A 24,283-nucleotide genomic window follows, 5' to 3' on the forward strand; every position below is an offset into this window, starting at 1 on the left:
TTGTAGGTTTTTGTTAGTATAAAAATTATTATATTTGTCGATAAATTTGAATAAATAAGCTACATAAATCTTAATAAAAAGGGGGAATATTATGGAAGAGTTAGCACGTTTTGGAATTTCTATTCCTAAGGAGTTACTCAAAGCCTTCGATGACTATATAGAACGTAAACATTATGCCAACCGTTCTGAAGCTATCAGAGACCTTATTCGTCAGAAACTAGTAGAAGAAGAGTGGAAAGAGTCTAAAGAAGAAGTAGTGGGGGTGATTACCTACCTTTATGACCATCACAAAAGGGAGCTTACCGATAAATTAGTAGATATTCAACACGAGTATTATGAAAAAATTATTACAACCCAACACCTTCACGTAGACCACCACAGATGCTTAGAAATAATTTTGGTTAGAGGTAAGGCTAACGAGATCAAGGATTTAGCAGATAAAATTCAAGCCCAAAAAGGTGTACTTCATCTAAACTTAGCTCTAACTACTTTAGGAAAAAGTATTCCTTCTTAATTTTTTTATTTTATTTTTGTGAAATTTTTATTTTATTTATTGTCTTTTAGTGTTTTTTTTACATTCTCTTTTTTTCAGAGTATTTGAGAAATTAGCTGGAGGTATTTTATGCAAAAAGAGTTACAATATTATCATGAAGTAGTTAAAAATTTTAAGCTACAGGTTCCTGAAAAATTCTCATTTCCCTTAGACGTGTTTGACAAATGGGGTAGCCTTCCTGCGTTAATTTGGACAGATGGTAAAGAAGTTAAAAGATTTACTTTTGAGGAGCTTACTGCTTTTTCGAGCAAATTGGCAGGAGGTTTAAAAAATTTAGGTATAGGTAAAGGAGACAATGTTTTAATGTTTTTACCTAACCGATATGAATGGTGGATTACAGTATTAGCTTTAATGAGACTAAACGCTGTTATCGTTCCTTCTACCGTGATGTTAACGGTAAAAGATTTAGAGTATAGACTTAAATCTTTAGAAATTAAGGCTATCATTTCAGATGAAGAGAATGCTAAAAAAGTAGAAGAAGCGGTAAATATTACAAATTCTAAGGCTATTCTTATAAACATCGATGATATTCCTGGCTGGGAAAAGTATAGTGAGCTTTTTAAGTTTGACCCTTTTGTAGGAGAAAGGACTTTTTCAGAGGATACATCTATCATCTTTTTTACTTCAGGTACTACAGGACCACCTAAAATGGTAAGACATACTCAAGTTTCCTATCCTTTAGCCCATGTTATTACCGGAAAGTTTTGGTTAAACCTAAAGCCTGGCATAATACACTGGAATCTATCTGATACAGGTTGGGCTAAGGCTGCCTGGTCAAGTCTTTTTGGCCCATGGAATACAGGGGCAACCATTTTTGTAAGGCGAAGAGGAAAAAAGTTTACTCCAGATGTTATGATAGAAACTTTAAAACATTTCGAAGTAAACTCTCTTTGTGTTCCACCCACTGTTTACAGAATGTTAATCAAAGAAGTTCCCTTAAAAGATCTGTCTTTCCCCACGGTTGACCATTTTGTCTCAGCAGGAGAACCACTTAACCCTGAGGTAATCGACATATGGAAAGAGGCTACTGGAAAATACATCTATAATGGCTACGGCCAGACAGAAACTGTTAACACCATAGCCATGTTTCCTTTTATCCCTATGCGGAAGGGTGCTATGGGGCTTCCTACTCCAGGGTTTAATGTAGAAATAGTAGATGACAACGGAAATATTTTAAAACCTTATGAAGAAGGCAACATAGCCATTAAAATCCATCCTGAAAGACCTGTAGGTCTTTTTAAAGAATACATAGGAGACGAAAAAGAAATGGCAGCTGCCTTCAAAGGTGAGTGGTATTTTACCAGAGACAGAGGATATAAAGATGAAGACGGCTACTTTTGGTTTTTAGGAAGAGAAGATGATATAATCATAAGTTCAGGATATAGGATTTCTCCTTTTGAAGTAGAAAGTGTTCTTATCAAACACCCCGCAGTAAAAGAATCTGCTGTAGTAGCAAGCCCTGATGAAATAAGAGGGGAGGTGGTCAAAGCTTTTATTGTTTTAAAAGATGGGTTTAAACCCTCTCCTGAGTTAATAAAAGAATTACAAAATTTTGTCAAAACAGAAACCGCTCCTTACAAATATCCACGTAAGATTGAGTTTGTAGAGGAGCTTCCTAAAACTGTTAGCGGGAAGATCAAACGAAAAGAATTAAAGTTAAAAGAATTTGGACTTTGGCCTAAATAAAAGTTCCTTTAAAAGGCTTGCTTAGGGGGCATAGTTCCTCTAAGCAAGCACAAAATTAATATAAAACCTCCTTAAATCTACCTCTTTGACCCTTACCGTTACAGATTGTCCTATTTGAAAAACCTTGCCTGTGTTTTGTCCTATCAAAGCAATTCCTTTTTCATCTAACACATAAAAGTCATCTTCCAAATCAATTACCCTAACCACCCCACTTACCATATACTCTAACAGGTCTACAAAAAAACCAAAAGCAGTAACTCCGGTAATAATTCCGTTAAAAGTCATTCCTATCTTATCCTTCATGAAGAAACATTGAAATCTCTTTAAAACCTCTCTTTCTGCTTCTTCGGCAGTTCTTTCTCTTTCAGAAAGATGTTTACCCATTTTTTCTAATTCTTCTTCTTTGTAAACAGGCTTTTTTCTTCTTAAAGCAGCTTTTAAAGTTCTATGGACTAATAAGTCTGGGTATCTCCTTATAGGAGAGGTAAAGTGACAATAACAAGTGGAGGCTAAACCAAAGTGACCTATGTTTTCAGGCGTATATTTAGCCTGTTTTAAGGACCTTAATAATAGATGATTAAAAAAATAGGCATAAGGTTTTCCGCTAAACTGAGAGATCAATCGTTGAAAAAACTGAGGGGTTACTTCCTCTGGAAAAGTTACTTCTATCCCATAAGAGAGGAAAATTTCAGACAATTGTTTTAATTTGTTTATATCCGGCGTTTCATGGACTCTATATAGAAATGGATAGTCTTTTTGAGTTAAAAAACTTGCCACCGCTTCGTTAGCTGCGATCATAAAATCTTCTATCAACATATGAGCTAAATTTCGCTCTCTTTTTACTATATTTTCCACCTCTCCTTTGATGTTAATTATTATTTCTGGCTCAGGCAAATCAAAATCTAAACTACCCCTTTTTAGTCTTTTTTCTCTTAAAATAAAGGCAAGCTCGGCTGCAGTATCAAGCATAGGATAAAGGTCTCGATATTTTTGAATGATCTCTTGGTCGTGATCAACGACCATCTGTTTTACCTCTGTATAGGTCAACCTGGCATGAGAATGGATCACCCCTTCATAAAATTTCTGGTTAATCACCTCTCCATCATGACTAAAATCTATCTCTACTATCATAGCTAATCTATCTACCTTAGGCTTTAAGCTGCATAGATGGTTAGAAAGTTTTTCATGAAACATAGGGATAACCATGGTAGGAAAATAAACGCTGGTTCCCCTAAGATAGGCTTCTTGATCTAAAAAAGAACCTTTTTTTACATAATGAGCTACATCAGCAATAGCAACCCAAAGTTTATAGCCTTTTTTAGTCTTTTGAACACAAACCGCATCGTCAAAATCCCTTGCATTTTCACCATCTATGGTTACCAAAGGAATCCTGGTCAAATCTTTTCTACCCTTTTTATCTTCTAACATGACTTCTTCAGGTAATTTTTGAAGTTCAGCCATCAATTCTTCGGTCCATAAATGAGGAAGGTCATAGGTATACACCACCGCCCAGGTATGAGATTCGAGATTAAGAGGGTCTCCTAAATCTTTAATTATCTCCCCTACCGGAAATCCATACTCTGAGGTAGGTTGAATAATTTTTGAGACCACTAAATGGTTTACTTGAGCTTTGTTAAGCCTTTTTTTTGGGATATAAATCTCAAAAGGTATCCTCGGATCTTCTGGTTCTACAAAATAGGCCTTTTTTCTCTTTACTAAGTATCCCACTAAATTTTTTCTTTTTCTTTCAACAACCTCGATAATCCTACCTTCAGGACCTTTTAAACTTACCCTGTCTATCCTAACTAACACTATGTCTCCGTCTAAGGCCTTACCTATAAACCGAGGAGGGATAAAAACACGCTCTTTTTCTGTCTCTACAAAGCCATAACCATCAGGATGAACTCTCAATCTTCCTCTTAAAAACGAAACATGCTCTGGAAGACCATACTTTCTCTTTTTTAATTGAATAACCTTATTTTGGGCCTCTAAAAGTCTCAAGGCCTCTCTAACTTCTGGTCTTTTTTCTTTCGGAAGTTTCAATAGATGGTAAATCTCTCTTAGTAACAAAGGCTTTTTTACTGATTTTAACAGGTTAAGGAGGTCCTCTTGAAGTTTATCTTTAAAACGATGACCTTTATTTCCCTTTTTTTTAGTTAAACCTTTTTTTTTCTTTTTAGAAGACATTTAGATTACTTAAGGTTTAAATACTGAATAGCTTTTTCTAAGTCTTCTTCAGGTACGGTTACATGAAGACCTGACTTTGGGCCTTTTCTTATATAAAACCTCAATTCTTCTGCTGTTTTGATATTTTTCTCCTTTACTATGTTAGGGAGACTCTTACTTCCTTTATGACATTTTAAACATTTAAAATCTTCAGCGGCAAGTTCTAATTTATGATAGGAATAAGCAACCAAAAGACTGCCTAAAAAGATAACAGGTAAAATGCTAATATCATAAAATCTAACTTTCATAACCTCTCCTCAAAAATTTGTCTACACATCTACAATTTCTTTTAATGTTTATACTATAACATATAAAAATTTTTGTCAACTCTCTCCTATGGAGAAGGTGTTCGGAAAATCTTTCTACTATTTTTTACATAACTATTTTCTTCCTGATCCCTTTTGCCCCCTTTTAAAATATAAAATTAGATCCCTTTAAATTTTCATGAAACAAGAGATGATTGTTTTTTGTTAACTCTCTATTTTACTATAGAATAATTTGTTAACGAATCATAGACAAAAGGAAATTTTAAAAACATCTTCTACAGGTTAATATTGACACAGAATAAAAAAATTGTATGATAACATTTATATTCTCACTATCAACTTCCATTAAAGGGGTGATTTATGGAATTTGAGGCAGTAATAGGATTAGAAGTCCATGCTCAGCTTAACACCCAAACTAAGATGTTTTGCTCATGTTCCACCAAGTTTGGTAACCCTCCTAATACTCAAGTTTGTCCGGTATGTACAGGACAGCCAGGGGTACTTCCAGTAATCAATAAAAGAGCCGTAGAATTTGCCATAAAATTAGGTTTAGCCCTTGGTTGTAAAATCAACAAAAACTCTGTAATGGCTCGTAAAAACTATTTTTATCCAGACCTACCCAAAGGATATCAAATCTCTCAGTACGAACTTCCCATAGCTGAAGGCGGAGAAATAGAAATTGAGGTAAATGGAACAAGAAAAATCATACCTTTAGTTAGGATTCATATGGAAGAAGATGCGGGTAAGCTAATCCATGACGAGAAACAACCCTTTTCTTATGTAGATTTTAACCGGTGCGGAACTCCACTTTTAGAAATAGTAAGTACCCCCACTCTTTCTTCCCCAGAAGAAGCGGTAGCTTATCTTAAAACTTTAAGAAGAATCGTAAGATATTTGGGTATTTGTGATGGAAATATGGAAGAAGGAAGTTTAAGATGTGATGCTAATGTTTCGGTTAGACCTAAAGGAAGTGATAAATTTGGTACTAAAGTAGAACTTAAAAACATGAACTCATTTAAACATGTAGAAAAGGCCTTATCCTACGAAATAAAAAGACAGATAGGATTGCTTCTCGAAGGTAAAACCATAGTTCAAGAAACCAGACTTTATGATGAAGCTACCCAAACTACCCATCCGATGAGAGGAAAAGAAGAAGCCCATGACTACTGCTATTTTCCTGACCCTGACCTGATAGAAATCCAGATTGATGATGACATGTTACAAAAGGTAAAAAATGAACTTCCAGAACTTCCTCATGTGAAAAAACAGAGATTTTTAACTCAGTATCAACTCACCCCTTATGAAGTAGAAATTTTGATAGAAGAAAGAGATTTTGCTGAATTTTTTGAAAAAACCTTAGAAATTTATCCTAACCCAAAGATGGTTTCTAATTTTATGTTAACAGAAGTTTTACGTTATTTAAATCGAGACAACATAACCATTACTCAGTCAAAACTTACCCCTGAAAACTTAGCCCAACTTCTTAAGTTGGTTGAAGATAACCTTATTTCTATAACCATAGCCAAACAAATCTTTCCAGAGGTTTACGAAAAGGGTGTTGACCCCAAAAAACTGGTAGAAGAAAAAGGGTTAGTCCAAGAAAGTTCAGAAGAAAAATTAAAAGCTATCTGCGAAGAAGTAATCAGAGAAAATCCTGCAGAGGTAGAAAAATATAAAGCAGGAAAGAAAGGATTACTTGGTTTCTTTGTAGGACAAGTTTTAAAGAAAACCCAAGGAAAAGCCAATCCTAAAGTAGTTAATAAACTTTTGGAGGAGTTGTTAGAAAAATGAAAAAGAAAAAAAACGACATAAAAACCCCCAGTCAAGCAGACATAATCCAGGCCTGGATTTGGAATGAAGAAGGACTTTTTTTATTAGACCAAAGAAAACTTCCTTTAGAGGAAAAATACGTTTTTTGTAATACCCTAAATAAAGTCAGAAAGGCGATCAAAGAGTTGGTAGTAAGAGGGGCTCCTGCTATCGGAATATGTGCTGCCATAGGATTTACCATAGGATTTAAAAACTTTTTAGAAAGAAATAAGAATTTTTCTATCAGGCGTATCACCGAAGAAATAGGAAAAATTAGTCTACTTTTAGAAACAGCCAGACCTACGGCTGTTAACCTTAAATGGGCTGTAAACAGAATGAAAGGGGTTTGTGAAAAATTTCTTAAAGAGGTTGAAAAAGAACCAATAACGTTAAAAACTTTAAAAGAGCTTTACTTTATTTTAGAAAAAGAGGCTTTAAAAATCTGGGAAGAAGATGTAAAAGGAAATCTATCCATGGCAAATTTTGGGAAAGATCTTATTCCTGAGGGAGGGGTTCTCACCCATTGTAATACTGGAGCTTTAGCTACAGGAGGTTATGGTACAGCCTTAGGGGTGATAAGAGAGGCTTATAAACATAAAAAAATCTTTGTATTCGTAGATGAAACAAGACCTTTTTTACAGGGTGCAAGACTTACTGCCTGGGAACTTAGTAAGCTTAACATACCTTATGCTATCATCACAGATAACTCAGCGGGATATCTTATCAAAAAAGGAAAAATCAAGGCTATCATAGTAGGGGCTGATAGAATAGCCTTAAACGGCGATACAGCCAATAAGATAGGAACTTATAGTTTAGCTGTCCTTGCCCATTACCATAAAATACCCTTTTTTGTAGCTGCTCCATCCTCTACGTTCGACTTAGAAATCTCCTCAGGAGAAGAAATCCCTATAGAAGAAAGGCCTTCGAAAGAGGTACTCTCTTGTGGAAAAACACGGGTTGCTCCTTTAAATGCTAAGGCTTATAACTTTGCCTTTGATATAACACCAGGAAAGTTGATTACTGCTATAATTACAGAAAAAGGGGTGATATATCCTCCTTACAGCCAAAATATACCAAAAATCATAAAAGGGAATAAAAATTAAGGACCTACCAGAAAACACCTTAGAAAGGTTGATTTTTTATCTTAAGATCCTTGAAAGCCTTGAAGATAAAGGTATCCTTTCACTTTCTTCTGAAGAGTTGGCAGAACTTGCTGGAGTAACCTCTGCTCAACTAAGAAAAGACTTAAACTTTTTAGGAACCCTTGGCACTAAAGGTGTAGGCTATAACATTAAAACATTAAAGTTTAATCTAAAAAAATTCTTAGGCCTTTCCCGAGAATGGAACCTAATATTAGGTGGCATTTCTCCCTTAGGGATATTTCTGTTAGAAAATAAAGAACTCCAGAAAGAAGGCTTCTACTTTATGGCAGCCTTTGATACCAGAGAGGAGCATATAGGAAGAATCTATAGCGGAATTTCTGTTTACAACTTAGACCAGATTTCCTATGTGTTTAAAGCAATTCAAGTAGACATAGGAGTTATTACCGCAGAAGAAAACGCAGAGGTTTACATAAAGACTTTTTTGGATAATGGATTAAAGGCTATTTTAAACCTAACCAAAATCCCATTTTTTTCCAGGAATGATTCAGTTCGGATAGAAAACCTTTCGTTTAGCTTAGGTTTAACCAAATTATCTTATTTTTTAAGTAGATAAAAATTTTAATTGTAATCGTAAAAGGAGTTAAAATGAAGATAGAGGTTTGGAAAAAAGACGAAAGAGCCAAGCTTCCTGAGAGAAGTACCGAGGGTTCGGTAGGATATGATATTTTCGCTTTGGAGGATTTAGAGATTTTACCAGGAGAGTTTAAACTTATAAGAACAGGTTTAGTAATAAAGGCCCCCTACCCTTATGCCCTTTTAATTTTCCCTCGTTCTTCCCTTTTTAAAAATAAAGGACTTATCCTTCCTAACTCAGCAGGAATTATTGACTTTGATTACTGTGGTGTTGAGGATGAGATAAAAATACCTGTAGTTAACATCACCCAAAAGACTGCTTTTATAAAAGCTCAAGAAAAGGTAGCTCAGGCCATATTTATCCAGGTGGGATTTCCTGAAATAGTAGAAACTAAAGAACCACCCCAAAAAACTTCCAGAGGTGGTTTTGGGTCAACAGGTGGCTACAGATGAACCTCGCGGACTTAAGACAACTTCAAAAAGAATTTATTTCTGTAATAGTTGAAAATTCTGATATTAAAGCTATAACAGATTTTCTCTTCTTTAGCTATTTAGGAGCAAGGATATGTTACGCCTCTTCCCATCCTTTGGCCCTTTTTTCTGAAGAAAAGTTTAAAAACTTTGAGACCTTTAAAAATTTTCTTCTTCATCTAAAAAAACTGGAACATTACAGTGTTTTTGCCCATACTCCGGTTTTCGTCAACACCGAAAACATCGAAGTTGAACAAAAACTTCTTCTCGCACAAATTTACTTTAAAGTATTTTGGGATGAAACTAAAAAACAGGCCTTGTTTAATCTTAGACATCTTGCAGAAAATCTTTCAGAGGAACAATTTGCCAAACTGATAGAAATTCCTCCTGACTTAACCTCGATTGAGATTGTTTATTTTAAAAATAACCAAAACTTATATCAGGGCACACTCTTAGAGTTCCCTTACCATCTTGTTGAAGAAGACCATAATAACTTTTTTGCTATTCCTGAGGTCATCATCATAAAACAACTGAAACCTTATCCCTTTAACTGGGTTGGAGTAATCGTTCATAACTTTTCAAGAATCTTTAGTCACCAATTCGTAAGACACACCTGGCTTAATTTCAATCAACGTTCTCATAGATATACCGAGGTTGATAAGTTTATCTTACCTAAAAATTTTAGCGACTACCATATCAAAACCTACCAAGAAATCATAGAATATACGATGAAGTATTACAAAGATTTTATGAAAGACCTAAAAAAAGAGAGTGCAAGGTTTTTAGTTCCTCAAGGTGTAGCTACCACTCTTTTAGCCACCGGGCCAGAATTTGTATGGGAAGATTTTATCAACAAAAGGGCGATACCCCAAGCCCAAGAAGAAATAAAAAATTTAGCGTTCCTGTTAAAAGAACATCTTTTTAAGAATCGTTAGAATTTTTTTTGAGAACCCTCTTCTTTAAAATTGCTTTTCTGGCCTTTTTCTTTACGGGCATAATCTGTAACATACCAGCCAGAACCTTTTAAAATAAAACCGGTATTTCCGATAAGTCTTCTTAACTCTCCTCCACACTTCTCACAAGTTTTAAGAGGATCTTCAGTAATTTTTTGCCAAATCTCAAACTGGTGTCCGCAAGCCAAACACTCATATTCATAAATAGCCATAAGCAACCCCCTTCTCCAAAATTCAAAACTTACCTGTGAATTTGAAGAAAAAATTCGTTGGAAAATATAATGCAGAATGATAACTTTTAAAGAGGATTAAACACAAAAATTATTAAAAACCTATTTTTTGACCAAAGGAGCCAGGATGGTTATCAGCTGTTTTCCCTCTAACTTAGGAGGACTTTCCACCTGAGCCTTATCCTTTACCGCCTCCAAAATAGCTAGTAACACCTTATCTGCCATTTCGGGATGAGCTATTTCTCTTCCTTTAAAAACAATTCTCACCTTTACTTTATTTTTGTCTTCTAAGAACCTGATAATATGTTTAATTTTTACTTCCAAATCATGCTTATCTGTTTTAGGACTAAGTTTAATTTCTTTGGTTTCAATCTGAACCTGTTTCTTTTTAGCTTCTTTAGCTTTTTTAGCCTCTTGATATAAAAATTCTCCAAAATCCATTATTTTACATACAGGAGGATTAGCAGTAGGTGCTATTTCTACCAGGTCTAAACCATAATCTTCGGCATATCTTAACGCTTCGGTTAACGACACAATACCTATCTGTTTACCATCTGGACCTATCAGTCTTACTTCTTTAGCTTTAATCTGTTCATTAACCCGATACTTTTTCTTCAAGTCTTTTTGCATACTACAACTTTCCTCCTAAGTGAATTTTAATTTTTGGAGATGTTAAAACCTTAACTTTATGACGAAGAGAAAACTTAAGACCTTTCATTAAGTTGATAATAAGGCTGATTTTCAGTTTTTAATTTAGAGATAAGATCTTCCAAGGAAAGATTGTTTAAAACCTCTCCTGTACGTGACCTAAGGCTTACCACTTGATTTTCTTCTTCTTTATCTCCAAGGATTACCATGTAAGGGACTTTTTCTTGTTGAGCTATCCTTATTTTATAGTTGAGTTTCTCACTTCTAAAATCCCTTTCTACTCTAAAACCTGCTTTTTCTAAAGTTTGAGCTACCTTTTCTGCATAAGGAATAGTTCTATCGGTAATGGTTAAAACCTTTAACTGTACAGGTGAGATCCAAAAAGGAAAAGCACCTGCATAGTTTTCTATCAAAACCCCTAAAAATCTTTCTAAAGACCCTAACAAAGCTCTATGCACCATGATAGGACGATAAAATTTATTATTTTCTCCTACATAAACCAAATCAAATCTTTCAGGCAGGTTAAAATCTACCTGAATGGTAGAACATTGCCAAAAACGACCAAGGACATCTTTAATCTTAAGGTCTATCTTAGGGCCGTAAAAAACTCCTTCTCCCGGGTCTATTTCATAAGAAAGTCCCTTGTTTTCTAAGGCTTTTTTAAGTGCCTCTTCTGCTTTGTCCCAAACTTTAGGATCTCCTACAAACTTTTCTGGCCTGGTAGAAACGAAAATTTTGTATTCATAAAAACCAAACACCTTAAGAAAATAAACCACCAAATCAAGAACGTTGGTCAATTCCTCTTCAAGCTGATCCTCACGGCAAAAGATATGGGCATCGTCCTGAGTAAATCCTCTAACTCTTAAAAGGCCATGTAAAACCCCACTTCTTTCAAAACGATATACCGTCCCAAGCTCACAAAAACGGATAGGAAATTCTCTGTAGCTCCTTCTTTTTTGGTTGTACACATATATATGGAAAGGACAATTCATCGGTTTTAACTGATAGGCTCTGTTTTCAAGCTCCATAGAAGGAAACATATTTTCTGCATAAAAATCTAAATGTCCAGAAACCTTCCATAGGTCTCTTAAAGCTATATGAGGTGTATATAATAACTGATATCCTCGCTTAAAATGTTCTTCTTTCCAAAAATTTTCTATCAAATTTCTAATAAGTGCACCTTTTGGCAACCAGATAACTAACCCAGGACCTATGGCTTCTTCTATCGTAAAAAGCTCAAGCTCTTTTCCTAATTTTCTGTGGTCTCTCTTTTTGATTTCTTCAAGTCTTTTTAGATATTTCTCAAGCTCTTCTTTACTAAAAAAAGCAGTTCCGTAAATACGCCATAACATAGGATTTTTTTCATCGCCTCTCCAATAAGCACCAGATACAGATAGGAGCTTGATTGCCTTGATGTCTCCTGTCGAAAGAACGTGAGGACCTCTACAAAGGTCTACAAAATCTCCTTGAGAATAAATAGAAACTGTATCTTCGTTAATCTCTTTTATAAGTTCAAGTTTAAACTCTTCTTTTAACGAAGAAAACAACTTTTCAGCTTCCTCTTTACTAATCTCCCTTCTTTCTAACGGTAATCTTTTTTGAATGATTTCCTTAACTTTTTTTTCTATTTTCTCCAGGTCTTCCTCATTAAAAGGTCTTGTATAATAGATATCATAGTAAAAACCATCTTCTATCGCAGGGCCTATACCCAACTTTGCCTCTGGAAAAAGTTCCTTTACTGCTTGAGCAAGCACATGGGAAGCGGTATGTCTCAAAAACCATAAAGCTTCCTTGTCGTCAGGATAGATAGGAATAAGCTCCACCAACTCACCGTTTCCCAAAGAGCTGGTAACAGGAGTATGCCAATCTAAGTACTCTTCTTGAAACTTAAAACCTACAGGAAGTTTTTTGACAACTTTTTTGATTTCAGATAAAATTCTTTTTAAAGGTTGACCTGGCTGAAGGTCAAACTCCCCGATGTCCTGAATAACTATTTTCAAACCTAAACCCTTTTCTCCTCAAGGTTTCAACAAAAATGGTAGGCGCGGGCGGGATCGAACCGCCGACCTCTTGCGCGTCAAGCAAGCGCTCTCCCACTGAGCTACGCGCCTACAGTTTAATTAATCCTTAAAATAACAAAATTTTGGCTTATGTCAAGGTAAAAAATAAAAATGTACCAAAAAATTTTAGCCTGTTTATACAATTTTAACGTCCCCCTCTGGATTTTGTCATAAAGAATTGTATCTTTAAATGTATCTTTAAATAAAAAAACACGGAGGTGAAAACTTGAAAGCTTATAAACTATCTTTTATAGCCAAACAAATAAACGGAGAACTGATAGGAGAAGACCTTGAGATAAGAGGAGTTAATGCCCTTCCTCTTGCCAAAGAAGATGAATTAATTTTTATAGACTCTTTAAAAAAAGTACCTCAGGCTAAAGCCTCTAAAGCAAAAGCTGTGCTTTGTCCTAAAGGTTTGGCCAATCAATTAGAAGAAAAATCTGTGGTCGAGGTAAAGGAGGTTAGGTTAGCCTTTGCTAAGATTACTGAACTTTTTAAAAAGGAACCTCCTATAAGATGGGGAATAAGTGAAAAGGCATTTATAGAAGATGGGGTAGAAATAGAAGAACCGGTTGCTATTTACCCTAATGTATACATACAATCAGGGACAAAAATAAAAAAAGGGGTAGTCCTTTATCCAGGAGTTTTTGTAGGGGCCTTTTGTGAAATTGGAGAAAACACAGTAGTTTATCCTAACGCCGTGCTATATCCCTATTCTAAGATAGGTAAAAATTGCATCATCCATGCAGGAGTCGTCATAGGCGCTGATGGTTTTGGGTTTGCTCAAGAACTTTTAGATGAAGGCTACAAAAACGTTAAAATTCATCATTTTGGAGGGGTCTTGATAGAAGATGATGTTGAAATAGGTGCTAATTCTACGGTTGATAGGGCTGTTTTTGGGTTTACTGTTATCGGAGAAGGAACTAAAATTGACAATTCTGTCCAGGTGGGGCATAACGTTAAAGTTGGGAAACAAAACATCTTAGTTTCTCATACTGCCATAGGAGGTAGTGCTGTTTTAGAAGATTTTGTGATGATCGCAGGACAGGTAGGAATAGCTCCTTCAGCCAAAATCGGTAAAGGCGCAAGAGTAGCAGCCAAATCAGGGGTAGTTGGAGAAGTTCCCCCAAACACCGAGGTAGCAGGAATACCGGCTATAAAAGCAAACGTTTGGAAAAGGGCAATAATAATTTTTGAAAAGCTCCCTGAAATATATAAACAACTTAAAAAAATCCTAAAGATTTCTTAGTTTCTTCCACAATCCTGTGGACGTCTCCTAAACATCAAGTCTTCTTGGGATTTCTAAGATAACATTCACATTGGCCCTTTCTTTTTTTATCCATGATAAACTCTAAGATTTCAGAACGTCCCTGGTTTTCTTTTACATCCCTCACAATATCCTCTTTAGCAAAACCAAAACAATAACACACCAGTTCTTTCATATATTTTACCTCTCTTTTTTCTCCTTATTTTACCATATAAACCTTCTTATCGCAGAAAACAAAAAATCTTCCTGTTTTATGTAAGGGTAACTTCCAAAACTCTTTAAACCCTTCTTCGTCAAAAGCTTTAGCCTCCCAAAACAAAACCTCTCCTATGTAAAAAACATGATCTCCTACCTTGATGCCCTCTAACACTTTACATTCAAAAGTTGCCATACTCTCCTCTAACAAAGGTAACTTGAAGTTAGGACTTGGTTTGGTTTTTATGGCAAATTTTTTAATTTTATCGATTTCTCTTCCCTTGACAGAACCTACGTTAAAAATCAGCTCATAGTTTTCTGTTATGTTTACCGAAAAAGCTTGATACTTATCGATAAGCTCTTTTGTATAATGTTTAGTTGCACAAGCAAAACCTATGGTAGGAGGTTCCACAGAGATAGGGGTTATCCAGGAACAAGCCATAAGATTAGCTTGTCCTTGTTCTACGTTGCCACTACCTATGATTACAGCTGGTCTTGGATGAAAGGCCCTGTAAAATTTCATGTTTAGCCCCCTTTAGTTTTTTAATCTCCTTTAGTTTTTTAAGCTTATATTTTAAACACTGGTTATTTTATCTTACCAAAATAAAAAAACAATAACTAACCCACCGGGTCCTCAAACCTGATTTTTTTTGCTATTTATTATTGACAAAAAAAATTTTTAAGCTACTTTTCTACTATTAATTATAAAAAAACAACATTTAGAGGTAAATCCATGTTAGTAAAAGACGTGATGATCGATGACGTCTTTAAGGTTGACCCTGAAAGTAGCCTATTAGAATTGGTTTCTTGTTTTATAGATAAAGAGATCGGAAGTGTGGTTGTAGTAGATCAACAACAAGAACCCATCCAGATTATTACTCTAAGAGACCTGCCTAAAATTTTCTTATTTGCCCCAACACCTTCTAACGTAGAAGAAATTCTCCAGACTTTAGGTAAAGACAAGAAATCTCTTATAACTGTTAAAGTTGGAATGCCCCTTATAGAAGCCATAAACCTTATGGCCAGGTTTAACATAAGCCATCTTCCGGTAGTTGATGATAATTCTAAACTGGTAGGTCTTCTAAGCTTAAAAGACATAATAAAGTCTGTACCTAGCATGATGTATATAGACCATCTTACTGGGCTAAACAACAGACTTTACCTCGATTTACTAATCCCTAAACTTAAAAGAACTAAAGGTCCTATTGGTTTTATTATGGCAGACATAGACAACTTTAAAAACATAAACGACCTCTATGGACATCTGATAGGAGATGAAGTTTTAAAGGTAGTTGCCCAAACCTTGAGAAAAAACGTAAAAATAAGTGATGAGGTTATAAGATACGGAGGAGAAGAATTTTTAATCATCCTCTACAGGTGTGATTTAGATAAGGTAAAAATGGTGGGGGAAAGGTTGAGAGAACGGGTTATGGAAATAAATTTTGAAACTAATCCTAATCTAAAGGTTACGATCAGTTTAGGGGGATGTGAATACAGAGGAGAAAAAAACATAATGGAATACATTTCTTTAGCTGATCAAGCGCTTTATCGGGCAAAACAGTTAGGTAAAAACCGGGTTGAAGTTTTAAGGTTAGAGGAAAAACAGGATTTTTGTGAGATAAGCCCTATTTTATAGTCTCTCTTTTTAGTCTAAAGAATTCTTTTAAAAGTTGAGCTGCTTGTTGTCTCAATAAACCTTCTTTCATTTTAATCCTGTGGTTTAACCTTAGATCACTGATTATTTGATAGAGGCTAACACAAGCTCCTGTTTTTTCATCTCGGGTAGCAAAGATCAATTCTTCTATTCTTGCAAGCACAAGAGCATAGGCACACATCGGACAGGGCTCAAGAGTCACATACATCTTACATCCCAAAAGTCTAAAATTACCAATCCTTTGACAGGCCTCTCTTATGGCTAAGATTTCGGCATGCGCGGTTGGGTCGTTTTGTTTTAGAATTTGGTTTCTTCCTCTACCTATGATTTCCCCCTTAGGAGAAACTATCACTGCCCCAACAGGTACTTCATCTTCTTCAAAAGCCTTTAAAGCCTCTTTAAGGGCCTCTTCCATAAAAAATAGGTCTTCTTCTTTAAACATTTTTATACTACCCTAAACTTCTAACAAAAAAACCACACGCTAAAAAAGCTAAAGAAACTATAAAAACTAAGGTTTCTAAGTATACTACCTGCCCAAGAGGTCTCTTTTTAACTACTAAACCAAGAAAATAAGCTACTCCCCAAACCAAAAAGAATACTCCAAATTTGTAATGAAAAAGAGTTGTTAAGCTGGTTATCAATAGTCCTATTAAGATAGTTAAGTTCAAAATTTTAAAGAAAATTTTAGGCTCATACGAAAAGGTAGAAAGCAAAAAATTTTTCGGCAAAAAGCCATCTGTCTGAAAGTAAACGATCTCTAAATAAAGTTTTAGGTATAAAATCACAAGAACAGCTTGCAAAAAAACGACTCCAAAACTAAAAGTCCAAAAGGGATATAGATAAAGAGAAAGGGCTGACAAGAAAAGTATCTCCCAAAAAAAGGTTAATGCACTTCGATAGGTAAGAAAGTCAATCAACAAAAGTGCTATCACCAAACTTATTATCCTTGGTTTATAAAGAAAAGCGGTTATTAAGGTAAAAAAACCCGTTAGCACAGCAAAAAACAAAAGTTTTTTTTGATTTTGAGAAAGAAACCTGTGTTTTATCGGAAGGAAAAACTTAAAACTTTCTTTTAAAAGACTCTGGTTTAAAAGGTTTCTAAAAAGGCTAAAACTTAAAAACCATAAAAGAAGATAAGAAAACTTAGAGTTTAAAGGATGGTTAATCCCTAACAACAGCCCAAGAAAAATTAAAAATAGGGTTAACGACCAGGTAGCCGAAGAAAAACACATAGCTTTTAAAAACTTATAAAAAAAAGAAGTTCTATTTTTTAAAAAATCGACTACCTCATTGATTAACCAGTTTGGTGTTGAGGCTCCTGCGGTTATACCTACTGTTTTGTGTTTCTTTAAATCTTCCCAAGAAAGTTCTTCAGGACTTTCGACAAGAAAAACATCTTTATTTTCTTTTTTAGCTACGTCTGCTAAACGGTTGGTGTTTGCACTAAACTTTCCACCTATAACCACGATAGCTGAACATTCCTCACAAAGTTTTCTAACCTCGTTTTGTCTGACTGCTGTAGCATTACAGATGGTATTGATGATCTTTCCGTTAGGATAAAGAGACGTTATCCTTTTAGAAAGATGGTTAAACAGTTTTTCGTCTTGGGTAGTTTGAGAGAGGATGACATAATCTTTAAAAGGGGGAAGGTTTACAACGTCTTCTTCTGAGGAAACCACATATCCTTTACCTTCACAATAACCAAGAATACCCTTAACTTCTGCATGATCTTTATCTCCTATGATCACTACCTCTTTTCCCTCTGATACAGCTTTTTTAGCCAAGGCCTGAACCTTAAGAACCCTTGGACAAGTACCATCTATAACCTTATGTTTTTCTGCCAACACTTTATATTCCTTTGGAGGCACCCCATGAGCACGAATAATTACTACCCCTGAGGGAAGGTTTTCGTTAGGGTCTTTTAACACCTGTACTCCAAAAATATCAAGAAGTTTTAAGGTCTGAGGATTATGGATTAGTGGTCCGTAAGTATAAATATATGATTCTTTCTCGTTTAAAGCCTTTAATACTAAATTTACCGCCCTTCTTACACCCATGCAAAACCCAGCTTTCTTAGCGATTTTTATCTTCATAAGATTTCTCTCCTTATCTCTGCCTTTAACCTCTCTATATCTCCTTTTTCAGCCATACTGTAGTATCCATTTTTACCTACGATAACATGATCAAGCACTTTAATCTGAAGAAGGTCTCCTGCCAAAACCAGTCTTTTAGTAAGCATTAAATCTTCTTTAGAAGGGGTAGGATCTCCAGAAGGATGGTTATGCACTAACACTATGGAAAGGGCCTTTTTCTCCAGCGCTTTTTTAAAGATTTCTCTTGGATATACCGCGCTTTCATGTAGAGTTCCTTCAAAAAGGGTTTCTCCTCCTAAAAACTTAGACTTAGCATCAAGAAAAAGAACTTTTAAAACCTCTCGGTCCAAATTTTGCATTTCATACTTGAGATATTCATATACCTCTTGTGGAGACCTTAGATATTCTGACTTTGTCGCCCTATTCTGAAGATACCTTCGAGCAACCTCATGGATAACCTTTAAAGGTAAAATAGCTTTTTCCTTAAGTCCCTTAAACTTTTTAAGTTCTTCTAAAGGAGCATCAAGTACTTGGTCTAAAGTCTTATATTGCTCTAAAAGAGCTCTTGCAAGTTTTCTGGTATCTCTGTAAGGAAGGCTAAACATCAAGAGAAGCTCAAGCAAGTCTTCGTCGGTAAAACTTTTTGGCCCTTCTTTAAGAAAACGTTCTTTTACCCTGGATCTGTGTCCTTTTGCCTTTTCATAAGCCTCTATCAAAATTTTCTGAGAATATCTCTTTTCAGACATGTTAGAAAATAATCAGGTTAAAAACTCATCTGAAATTGAGCCCTTCCGTGAACCTGAAAATTCCCTTCTTTTATATGATAGGTCATACCCTTTCCCCTAACTAACATGCCCTTTTGTTTTACTAAAACCTCTCTTTCCGTAAAAAGATAGTTCTTTTTAGGGAAAAATATCAACTCTTCGGTATATACTTCTCCATGGTTTTCAGTAACCAATTTTACATTGCCTTGAAAAACCATTTTATCCTCTTTGGGATAGTAATAACCTCTCTGAGAAGAGACGTTAATTCCTTTGGATGGACTGATTAAAGTTAAACCCTCTGCCCAAAAAGTACCTTCTTTATCACGTTTAAAGAAAGATGCTTTAAGCTTCCAAAGAAGTCCTTCTTTACTGTAAAAACTGTACTCCAAATCTTTGGCTACCATACGAAAATCTTTGGATAAGGAAGGAGAAACTAAAAACAAAACTAAGATAGATAAAATTGCAACGCCTCTTCCCATTTTCCCTTAGCCTTTAAAATGAGGTCACAGACCTCCCTTACAGCCCCTTTCCCTCCAGGGAGCTTTGTTATGTAATGGACATACTCGTTTACCGGAGGCCATCCGTTAGGAACTCCTATAGCTAATCCTACCCTTTTAAACACAGGAAGATCTATCCAATCATCTCCCACATAGGCGATTTCTTCGTCTTCAAGACCTTTTTCTTGTTTGATCTTCTCATATATCTTGAGTTTAGTTAATTCTCCTTGAGAGACAAAGAGGATACCTAACTCTTTGGCTCTGTGCTGGGTAACTTGAGAAAACCTGCTTGAAAGGATGGCTACTTCAACCCCAATTTTTTGTAAAAGTTTTATCCCCATTCCGTCAAGTACGTTAAAATGTTTAACCTCTTCCCCTTCGCTGGTAAGGATGATCCTTCCATCGGTAAGCACACCGTCTACATCTAACAAAAGCAACTTAATTTTCTTCGCTTTTTGCAGAATTTCTTGAGGAAAGTCCATGTTTTTTTAACACCTCTCTTAAGTCTCTAATTTGAGAAAGTAGAGGATCTAACCAACTAAGAGGTAAAGAATTGGCTCCATCACAAAGGGCTTTTTCCGGCTCTGGATGAACCTCCATAAAAATCCCATCTACTCCTACTGCTACTGAAGCCCTCATCAAATAAGGGATAAACTCTCTTTCCCCTCCAGATTTACCTTCCCCTCCTCCAGGAAGCTGAACGCTGTGGGTAGCGTCAAAAATAACCTTATCACTAAATCTCTGCATTATAGGAATACCTCTAAAATCTACCACCAGGTTTCTGTACCCAAAGGTATAGCCTCGTTCGGTAGTCCATACCTCTTGAGAAGTAAACTGCTTAGCCTTTTCTACTGCGTATTTCATATCCCAGGGCGAAACAAACTGACCTTTTTTGATGTTGACCACTTTTCCAGTTTTTGCTGCTTCCACTATCAGGTCAGTTTGTCTACAGAGAAAGGCTGGAATCTGAATAACATCCACTACCTCAGCTACAGGTTTAACCTGCCAGGTTTCATGTACATCGGTAGTAACAGGAACTCCTATTTGGGTTTTTACCTCGTATAACCAGGCAAGACCTTTTTCAAGCCCAGGTCCTCGGTAGGAAAAAATAGAGGTCCTGTTAGCCTTATCAAAAGAGGCCTTAAACACAAACTCAAAATCATACTTAGTAAGAAGATCTTTAAGCTCCTTGGCTATGTAAAGGGTCAACTCAAGGTCTTCTAAAACACAGGGCCCTGCTATGATTAAAAACCTGTTCTTCATAACCATTACCTTTCTTAGAAATTCAATTTTTTAAAAAGTATTTTATAATCAATTTGACATACTTGCAACCCTATGAAAAATCTTATGGACTATACAAGGTTTGAAAAAAACTTTTTCCGTAAAAAATGGACAGGAAGAATTTCTATAGCTTTAGTATTTCCTAATCATTATCAGGTTGGTATGTCTAACTTAGGATTTCTTTATGTATATCAAAGACTCAACTTTTATCAAGAAATAGTATGCGAACGGGTTTTTTTACCAGAAAAAGATGAAAAAATAAGGTCTATTGAAAGTTCTCGTCCTCTTAAAGATTTTAACCTTGTACTTTTTTCCATACCCTTTGAAGTAGACTATATAAACGTGGTAAAAATCTTACAAAAAGGAGAACTTGGGTTAAACCCTACTCAAAGGACACAACCTGTGTTAGCAGGAGGAGTGGCTACTTGGTTAAATCCAGAGCCAATCGCTTCTTTTGTTGATGCTTTTTTACTTGGAGAATGGGAAGAAATAGAAAAACATGTAGTTCCTATTTTTATAGAACATTCTAACGACAAAAAATTACTTCTTGAAAAATTAAGCACTTTAGACTTTGTTTACCTTCCTTTGTCCTCTGACCAGAAGAAAATAAAAGTAGCCAAAATAAAAAAACCAGAAAAGGTGGTCTATTCAGATCTTATCAGTCAAAAAGCAATATTTTCTGAAACCTATCTCATAGAAGTAGCCAAAGGTTGTGGGAGAGGTTGTAGATTTTGTGCAGCAGGTTTTATATATCGTCCTCCCAGAGGTTATCCAGAAAAATCTCTATCTGACGTACTCGAAAACATACCAGAAAACTCTAAAGTTGGTTTAGTGGGGCTTGAATTTGCTAATAAACAAGAAATCCTTGAGTTTGGAAAAAAACTTTTAGAAAAAAGTTGTATCCTTACCTTTTCTTCTCTTAGGATAGATGCTTTAAACGAAGATTTTTTAGAACTTTTAAAAGGAACAAAAAGTGTTGCCATTGCACCTGAGACAGGGTCTCAAAAACTTAAAAAAGTTATCAACAAAAACCTACCCCACGAAGAAATCTTTGAGGTGTTAGAAAAATTCCAGCAAAGGGGTTTAAAAAACATAAAATTTTATTTTATGTTAGGATTACCCTTTGAAACCCAAGAGGATTTAGAAGAAACGGTGAAATTTATAAAAAAGATACTCGCACGAAGATACAACCTTAATCTTTCTTTTACCTTTTCTTTCTTTGTTCCTAAACCTCATACCCCCTTCCAATGGGCAGAACTTTCAGATTTAAAAAATTTAAAAGAAAAAGAGAAATGGATAAAAAAAGAATTAGGGCATGTTAAAAACCTAAAGGTTGAACCTCCAGAGGAAGCACTTTTACAAACTTTGATAGCCCGAGGTAGCAAAGAATTAAAAGATTTTTTAATTAGTTTAGCTCAAGGTCAAAATCTAAAAAAGGTTATAAAAAGTATGCCTAAGGTTTTAGAAAGTTTATGTCCACAAGATTCGTTAGAGACAGAATTCCCATGGGATAAGATTGAGTTAGGGGTAAAGAAAGAGTTCCTATGGAATGAATGGCAAAAGGCAAAAAACTTAAAACTAACTGGTTTTTGCCATCCTGGGAAATGTAAACTCTGTGGAGCCTGCTAAAAGCAAACAGATTGAGTTGCTATCTCAAAAACCTGTGGTAAAATGATTTTTAATCATGAGTGTGTTGATGGCGATAAGCATCTTTCCGGTAGATAAGGGAGAAAGTTTAAGTAGTTTTGTAGCTCGGGCTGTAAAGACAATAAAAGAGTATAACTATCCTTATGTAGTTACTCCTATGGAAACGGTGGTAGAAACAGAATCGATAGAAGAGGCTTTGAAGCTTGCCGAAGAGTGTTTCAAAGCTTTGGAAGTAGATTGCAACAGGATCATCGTTAACATAAAAATCGACTACAGAAAAGGCAAATCAGGTCGTATCAAAGGAAAAGTCGAATCGGTACAAAAGAAGATCAACGAACCTTTAAGTACTGTCTAAGAAGGAGGTCTTTCTCAGATGCCTAAGAAAATTGTCTTAGCTTATTCTGGTGGCCTTGATACTTCAGTAATTTTAAAATGGCTTATAGAAAGGTATCAATGTCCGGTGATTGCTTTTTGTGCAGACCTTGGACAAGAAGAAGACTGGGAAGAGATTAAACAAAAAGGACTTAGTTGTGGAGCTGAAAAGGTTATCATAAGGGACCTTAAAGAGGAATTTGTAAAAGAGTATGTATTTTTTGCCATAAAGGCTGGAGCAAGATATGAAGACTGGTATCTAATGGGAACCTCTCTTGCTCGTCCACTGATTGCTAAAGAACAGATAAAGATTGCCCTTGAAGAAGGGGCTGATGCCGTAGCCCATGGAGCAACAGGAAAGGGAAACGATCAAGTAAGGTTTGAACTTACTTTTTCCGCCTTAGCTCCTCATCTTAAAGTGATTGCACCCTGGAGAGAATGGGATTTTAAAGGAAGGCAAGACCTGATTGCTTACGCCCAAAAACATGGTATCCCAATTCCAGTAACCCCAGAAAAACCTTATAGCATCGATGCCAACCTTTTCCATATAAGCTATGAAGGAGGTATTTTAGAAGACCTGTGGACTGAGCCACCAGAAGATATGTTTCTTATGACGGTATCTCCTGAAAAGGCACCTGATAAACCAGAATATATCGAGATAGAGTTTGAAAGAGGAGAACCGATAGCAGTTAACGGAGAAAAATTAAGCCCTGCCAACCTTCTAAAGAGACTCAATGAAATAGGAGGAAGACATGGGATTGGCAGAATCGATATGGTAGAAAACCGGTTTGTTGGACTTAAAAGCAGAGGCATTTACGAAACCCCAGGAGGAACCATCTTACACATAGCCCATAGAGCTTTAGAACAGATTACCCTTGATAGAGAAGTAATGAGGCTTAAAGATAGTCTTATGCCTAAGATAGCAGAAATGATATATTATGGTTTTTGGTTTAGTCCTGAGTTTCAGGCGTTGAAAACCATGGTAGAACAAACTCAAGAAAGGGTTTCTGGAACGATAAGAGTTAAACTTTATAAAGGGAATGTAATGATAGCAGGGAGGAAAAGTCCTAACAGCTTATATAAAAAACGTTTGGTAAGTTTTGAAGAAAAAGAAGGATACAATCCTAAGGACGCAGAAGGTTTTATAAGACTTCAAGGATTGAGATTAAAAATTTACAACCTATCGAAGGAGGAGGAAGCATGAAAATCTTTGTTGACACCGCTAAGATCGAAGAAATCAGAAAGGTTAAAGAATGGGGTATCCTTGACGGAGTAACTACCAACCCTACCCTTCTTTCTCAAACAGGGAAACCTTGGAAAGAAGCTGCCCTTGAGATTTTAAAGGAAGTCCCAGATTTGCCTGTTTCTTTAGAGGTTTTAGCTACTGACTCTGAGGGCATGGTTAAGGAAGCGAAAGAACTGGCTAAGATGGGAAATAATGTAGTTATTAAAATCCCCTTTACTGTGGATGGAATAAAAGCTGTCCAAGCCTTAGCTGCAGAGCAAATTCCTACAAATGTTACCTTAGTTTTTAGTCCTATGCAAGCTCTTATTGCTGCCAAAGCAGGAGCCACCTTTGTTTCTCCCTTTGTAGGAAGAATAGATGACATCTCCTATGATGGAATATCTGTCCTGGAAGAAATTATTCAGATTTATGCAGCTTATGGGTTTGAAACTGAAATCATCGCTGCAAGTATACGTCATTTAGATCATGTAAGAAAATGTGCTCTTTTAGGGGTAGACATTGCTACCATTCCCTTTAAAGTAATAGAACAGATGTTTAAGCATCCTCTCACAGACATAGGTCTTGCTAAATTTTTAGAGGATGCTAAAAAAGCTAATATTTCTATCCTGTAAAAGACTGAGTTTTAAGGG

26 protein-coding genes and 1 tRNA gene are annotated in these 24,283 nt (G+C 35.7%); 13 read left to right on the forward strand and 14 right to left on the reverse strand.

Annotated features, from left to right (window positions below; genetic code table 11):
- Positions 1 to 91 precede the first annotated feature (91 nt).
- On the forward strand, positions 92 to 514 hold the full coding sequence (nikR, locus tag H529_RS0105415; protein WP_022855516.1) for a nickel-responsive transcriptional regulator NikR: 423 nt from the start codon (positions 92 to 94) through the stop codon (positions 512 to 514).
- 108 nt (positions 515 to 622) lie between these two features.
- Positions 623 to 2,239 (forward strand): acyl--CoA ligase, encoded by a 1,617-nt coding sequence (locus H529_RS0105420; protein ID WP_022855517.1) that lies wholly within the window; start codon positions 623 to 625, stop codon positions 2,237 to 2,239.
- Positions 2,240 to 2,278: 39 nt separating this feature from the next.
- Here H529_RS0105420 and rnr read toward each other — a convergent pair whose 3' ends face one another.
- On the reverse strand, positions 2,279 to 4,426 hold the full coding sequence (rnr, locus tag H529_RS10290; protein ID WP_022855518.1) for a ribonuclease R: 2,148 nt from the start codon (positions 4,424 to 4,426) through the stop codon (positions 2,279 to 2,281).
- Positions 4,427 to 4,431: 5 nt separating this feature from the next.
- The gene (locus tag H529_RS0105430) at positions 4,432 to 4,713 is read right to left on the reverse strand and encodes a hypothetical protein (RefSeq protein WP_022855519.1); all 282 of its coding nucleotides are present in this window, start codon (positions 4,711 to 4,713) and stop codon (positions 4,432 to 4,434) included.
- Positions 4,714 to 5,091: 378 nt separating this feature from the next.
- On the opposite strand from H529_RS0105430, the gene gatB reads away from it, so the two are divergent.
- The 5 genes from gatB to H529_RS0105455 are packed head-to-tail and all read left to right on the forward strand — an operon-like array spanning position 5,092 to position 9,682.
- Entirely contained in the window at positions 5,092 to 6,522 is a 1,431-nt protein-coding gene (gene gatB / locus H529_RS0105435; protein ID WP_022855520.1) for an Asp-tRNA(Asn)/Glu-tRNA(Gln) amidotransferase subunit GatB, read from the forward strand.
- Positions 6,519 to 7,643 (forward strand): S-methyl-5-thioribose-1-phosphate isomerase, encoded by a 1,125-nt coding sequence (mtnA, locus tag H529_RS0105440; RefSeq protein WP_022855521.1) that lies wholly within the window; start codon positions 6,519 to 6,521, stop codon positions 7,641 to 7,643. Before gatB ends, mtnA begins: the two co-directional genes overlap by 4 nt.
- On the forward strand, positions 7,639 to 8,256 hold the full coding sequence (locus H529_RS0105445; protein ID WP_281166818.1) for a redox-sensing transcriptional repressor Rex: 618 nt from the start codon (positions 7,639 to 7,641) through the stop codon (positions 8,254 to 8,256). Before mtnA ends, H529_RS0105445 begins: the two co-directional genes overlap by 5 nt.
- A 32-nt stretch (positions 8,257 to 8,288) precedes the next feature.
- On the forward strand, positions 8,289 to 8,729 hold the full coding sequence (gene dut / locus H529_RS0105450; RefSeq protein WP_022855523.1) for a dUTP diphosphatase: 441 nt from the start codon (positions 8,289 to 8,291) through the stop codon (positions 8,727 to 8,729).
- Positions 8,726 to 9,682 (forward strand): FAD-dependent thymidylate synthase, encoded by a 957-nt coding sequence (locus tag H529_RS0105455; RefSeq protein ID WP_022855524.1) that lies wholly within the window; start codon positions 8,726 to 8,728, stop codon positions 9,680 to 9,682. The genes dut and H529_RS0105455 overlap by 4 nt, the downstream gene beginning before the upstream one ends.
- On the opposite strand, the gene H529_RS0105460 is transcribed toward H529_RS0105455, so the two are convergent.
- The 4 genes from H529_RS0105460 to H529_RS0105475 form a co-directional block, all read right to left on the reverse strand.
- Positions 9,679 to 9,912, reverse strand: a complete 234-nt coding sequence (locus H529_RS0105460; protein ID WP_022855525.1) for an FmdB family zinc ribbon protein — start codon at positions 9,910 to 9,912, stop codon at positions 9,679 to 9,681. The genes H529_RS0105455 and H529_RS0105460 overlap by 4 nt on opposite strands.
- Before the next feature lie 120 nt (positions 9,913 to 10,032).
- Positions 10,033 to 10,560 (reverse strand): translation initiation factor IF-3, encoded by a 528-nt coding sequence (infC, locus tag H529_RS0105465; RefSeq protein ID WP_022855526.1) that lies wholly within the window; start codon positions 10,558 to 10,560, stop codon positions 10,033 to 10,035.
- Between the two features lie 74 nt (positions 10,561 to 10,634).
- A complete protein-coding gene (thrS, locus tag H529_RS0105470) occupies positions 10,635 to 12,578 on the reverse strand; it encodes a threonine--tRNA ligase (RefSeq protein ID WP_022855527.1) in 1,944 nt (647 codons plus the stop codon).
- A 36-nt stretch (positions 12,579 to 12,614) separates the two neighbouring features.
- Positions 12,615 to 12,689: transfer RNA gene (locus H529_RS0105475), tRNA-Val, on the reverse strand.
- A 175-nt stretch (positions 12,690 to 12,864) separates the two neighbouring features.
- Here H529_RS0105475 and lpxD point away from each other — a divergent pair.
- Positions 12,865 to 13,887, forward strand: a complete 1,023-nt coding sequence (gene lpxD / locus H529_RS0105480; protein ID WP_022855528.1) for a UDP-3-O-(3-hydroxymyristoyl)glucosamine N-acyltransferase — start codon at positions 12,865 to 12,867, stop codon at positions 13,885 to 13,887.
- Positions 13,888 to 13,921: 34 nt separating this feature from the next.
- Here the strand turns inward: lpxD and H529_RS10295 are convergent, their stop codons facing one another.
- Both H529_RS10295 and H529_RS0105490 read right to left on the reverse strand, forming a co-directional pair.
- A complete protein-coding gene (locus H529_RS10295; RefSeq protein WP_033396864.1) occupies positions 13,922 to 14,080 on the reverse strand; it encodes a bacterioferritin-associated ferredoxin in 159 nt (52 codons plus the stop codon).
- A gap of 24 nt (positions 14,081 to 14,104) precedes the next feature.
- A complete protein-coding gene (locus H529_RS0105490) occupies positions 14,105 to 14,623 on the reverse strand; it encodes a flavin reductase family protein (RefSeq protein WP_022855529.1) in 519 nt (172 codons plus the stop codon).
- A 210-nt stretch (positions 14,624 to 14,833) separates the two neighbouring features.
- Between H529_RS0105490 and H529_RS11240 the strand changes: the two genes are divergently transcribed.
- Positions 14,834 to 15,736, forward strand: coding sequence for a diguanylate cyclase (locus H529_RS11240; protein WP_022855530.1), 903 nt, complete (start codon positions 14,834 to 14,836; stop codon positions 15,734 to 15,736).
- On the opposite strand, the gene tadA is transcribed toward H529_RS11240, so the two are convergent.
- The 6 genes from tadA to kdsA are packed head-to-tail and all read right to left on the reverse strand — an operon-like array spanning position 15,726 to position 20,371.
- Positions 15,726 to 16,196 carry a tRNA adenosine(34) deaminase TadA gene (gene tadA, locus H529_RS0105500; protein WP_022855531.1) on the reverse strand — a complete coding sequence of 157 codons (471 nt, stop codon included), beginning with the start codon at positions 16,194 to 16,196 and terminating at the stop codon, positions 15,726 to 15,728. The two genes, H529_RS11240 and tadA, sit on opposite strands and share 11 nt — an antisense overlap.
- Before the next feature lie 7 nt (positions 16,197 to 16,203).
- On the reverse strand, positions 16,204 to 17,847 hold the full coding sequence (gene ispH / locus H529_RS11470) for a 4-hydroxy-3-methylbut-2-enyl diphosphate reductase (protein WP_022855532.1): 1,644 nt from the start codon (positions 17,845 to 17,847) through the stop codon (positions 16,204 to 16,206).
- Positions 17,844 to 18,593: a RadC family protein gene (radC, locus tag H529_RS0105510; RefSeq protein ID WP_022855533.1), complete on the reverse strand. Its 750-nt coding sequence runs from the start codon at positions 18,591 to 18,593 to the stop codon at positions 17,844 to 17,846. Before radC ends, ispH begins: the two co-directional genes overlap by 4 nt.
- 17 nt (positions 18,594 to 18,610) lie before the next feature.
- On the reverse strand, positions 18,611 to 19,090 hold the full coding sequence (gene lptC / locus H529_RS0105515) for an LPS export ABC transporter periplasmic protein LptC (protein WP_022855534.1): 480 nt from the start codon (positions 19,088 to 19,090) through the stop codon (positions 18,611 to 18,613).
- Positions 19,057 to 19,590: a KdsC family phosphatase gene (locus tag H529_RS0105520; RefSeq protein WP_022855535.1), complete on the reverse strand. Its 534-nt coding sequence runs from the start codon at positions 19,588 to 19,590 to the stop codon at positions 19,057 to 19,059. The genes lptC and H529_RS0105520 overlap by 34 nt, the downstream gene beginning before the upstream one ends.
- Positions 19,547 to 20,371, reverse strand: a complete 825-nt coding sequence (gene kdsA / locus H529_RS0105525) for a 3-deoxy-8-phosphooctulonate synthase (protein WP_022855536.1) — start codon at positions 20,369 to 20,371, stop codon at positions 19,547 to 19,549. Before kdsA ends, H529_RS0105520 begins: the two co-directional genes overlap by 44 nt.
- A gap of 72 nt (positions 20,372 to 20,443) precedes the next feature.
- Between kdsA and H529_RS0105530 the strand changes: the two genes are divergently transcribed.
- The 4 genes from H529_RS0105530 (at position 20,444) to fsa (ending at position 24,265) form a co-directional block, all read left to right on the forward strand.
- Positions 20,444 to 22,018: a radical SAM protein gene (locus H529_RS0105530; protein ID WP_022855537.1), complete on the forward strand. Its 1,575-nt coding sequence runs from the start codon at positions 20,444 to 20,446 to the stop codon at positions 22,016 to 22,018.
- A 67-nt stretch (positions 22,019 to 22,085) separates the two neighbouring features.
- Positions 22,086 to 22,391 (forward strand): MTH1187 family thiamine-binding protein, encoded by a 306-nt coding sequence (locus H529_RS0105535; RefSeq protein WP_245540272.1) that lies wholly within the window; start codon positions 22,086 to 22,088, stop codon positions 22,389 to 22,391.
- Between the two features lie 18 nt (positions 22,392 to 22,409).
- Complete coding sequence (locus H529_RS0105540; RefSeq protein ID WP_022855539.1) at positions 22,410 to 23,612, forward strand: argininosuccinate synthase; 1,203 nt, start codon at positions 22,410 to 22,412, stop codon at positions 23,610 to 23,612.
- Positions 23,609 to 24,265 carry a fructose-6-phosphate aldolase gene (gene fsa, locus H529_RS0105545; RefSeq protein WP_022855540.1) on the forward strand — a complete coding sequence of 219 codons (657 nt, stop codon included), beginning with the start codon at positions 23,609 to 23,611 and terminating at the stop codon, positions 24,263 to 24,265. The genes H529_RS0105540 and fsa overlap by 4 nt, the downstream gene beginning before the upstream one ends.
- The last annotated feature ends 18 nt before the right edge of the window (positions 24,266 to 24,283 follow it).

The sequence above is a fragment of the Thermodesulfobacterium thermophilum DSM 1276 genome, from assembly GCF_000421605.1.
GTDB lineage: Bacteria > Desulfobacterota > Thermodesulfobacteria > Thermodesulfobacteriales > Thermodesulfobacteriaceae > Thermodesulfobacterium > Thermodesulfobacterium thermophilum.